Below are 1,800 nucleotides of genomic sequence, written 5' to 3'. Positions count from 1 at the left end.
GAACTTGAAGATGTTGCCGGCCCGTGCCACCTCGCCGATGGCCTCGGGCAGGGTCTTGCCTCCCTCGCGGGCGAGCAGGTCGCCCAGTTCGGCCTTGCGCGCCAGGATCCCGGCGCCGGCGGCGTCGAGGATGTCGAAGCGCTGCTGCGGGGTGGACAGGCCCCAGGCGGACTGGGCCTGGGTGGCTGCGGCGATGGCCTGCCTGGCTTGGGCCGCCTCGGCTTGCGCGAACTCGCCAATGACGTCGCGCGTGTCCGAGGGGTTGATGTTGCGCGAGACGCGAGGGCCTTCGACCCACTCGCCGCCGATGAGGTTGTTGAACATAGTGTGCTTGCTTCCTAAAGGCTGGCTTCGAGCATCGCTTCGTAACCGGTGTCGGATGCCACGCGCGGGTTGGTCAGGTGACTGTGGTCCTTCAAGGCGCCCGGACGATGTCGGGGAATAGCGCGCCACGCCCAGTTGGGCCAAGCCCGTCGGCAAGCCGAGCCGCTCGGTCATGGCGCGCACGGACGGCCCCCCTCGGCCCCGCTGGCCAGGTCCATCGCCTTGCCCATGCGGCACCCTGGCGGATACAGCGCTGACCGGCGCGGTCGCGCCGACCTGATGCTCAGGACTGGCGATGGACCAATTCGTCGATCAGCAGTTTGGCGGCGGGCGGAACCCACGCCCCCTTGCGGGTGACGAGCTCATAGGCCTCGCTTCGCGACGCCAGGGCCAGCGGCAGGATGCGCGTCATCTGCCGGTGCGCGAAGAACTGCGCGACTTCGATCGACACCAGGGCCACGAAGGACGGGTTGGCCTGCAGCAGCGCCAGCGTCGCAAAAGCGGAGGTCGTCTCGAGCAGGTGCTGCGGGAACCGGATCCCGCAATCGCGGTATTCGCGTTCGAGCAAGAGCCGCATCGGCATGTTCGCGCGGTATACCACCCATCGGTATGGCGCCAGCTCCTGCAGGGTGAGCTTCTTCGCGTGTCGCAGCGGATGGCCGACGTTCGCGATCACCGCGAGCGTTTCATCCTGGAGCTTCACGCTGTCGTAGACCTGCGGCGCCTGGCTGATGGTCGTGCGGCAGATCGCCAGGTCGAGCCGGCCGGCTTCGAGCTGGGCCAGCAGGGCGGCGCTGGTGTCCTCGACGATCTCGACGGACAAGTCGGCCTGCCGCGCAACGAGCGCGGAGATGGCATCGGTGAGCAGCGGCACCGCGCCCATGATGACGCCGGCCGCCACCCGCCCGCCCTGGCCACGCATGATTCCGACGATCTCGTCGCGCAGGTGCGCGAGATCCGTCTGGATCAGGCGCGCATAGCGGATCACGCAATGGCCGACGGCATTGGGCTCCAGGCCCCGGTTGGTGCGAACGAACAGCGGCGTGCCGAAGGTCGTCTCGATTTCCTGCAATGCCTTGCTCGCCCGGTTGCGTCAACGCGACCTGCTGCGAGGCTTTGAGGAGCGAGCCATGCTCGCCCAGCGCGAGTAGGAGCCGCAACTGTTTCAGGTGGATCCTGGAAACGATCGAGTGGAGCGGTGGGGCCATGCCTGGGTTGAGTAAACGTTATACCGAGATCACATCTTCTCAGTTGTCGCGCGAGCGAATGCTGCAATACTCCGGCCGGCCAAGTCTCTGCGGCGATCACGATTAATGAGTTTCGCTGTTCAGGCCCAGATCCAAACAATCCCGAATGCGCTGGCCCGAATGCGCTGGTCTAAAAATATCAGGAGGAGAACGTAATGACAGTCAGCCGACGCTCATTGTTGAAGGCCGGCGCCGGAATCGCCGCCGCAGGGGTGGCCAGCAGCATATT

At 66.1% G+C, this 1,800-nt stretch carries 2 protein-coding genes; both read right to left on the bottom strand.

The window, feature by feature from the left end; genetic code table 11:
- On the bottom strand, positions 1-324 hold a 324-nt coding region (locus FJ980_RS30485), incomplete at its 3' end, for an aldehyde dehydrogenase family protein (RefSeq protein WP_140547294.1).
- Between the two features lie 283 nt (positions 325-607).
- Positions 608-1,396, bottom strand: coding sequence for a LysR substrate-binding domain-containing protein (locus FJ980_RS30475; protein WP_210243775.1), 789 nt, complete (start codon positions 1,394-1,396; stop codon positions 608-610).
- Positions 1,397-1,800 lie beyond the last annotated feature (404 nt).

This window comes from Mesorhizobium sp. B1-1-5 (genome assembly GCF_006443065.1).
Classification (GTDB): domain Bacteria; phylum Pseudomonadota; class Alphaproteobacteria; order Rhizobiales; family Rhizobiaceae; genus Mesorhizobium.
The sequence above is the reverse complement of the archived record's forward strand: the minus strand, read 5'-3'. Positions and strand labels throughout refer to the sequence as shown.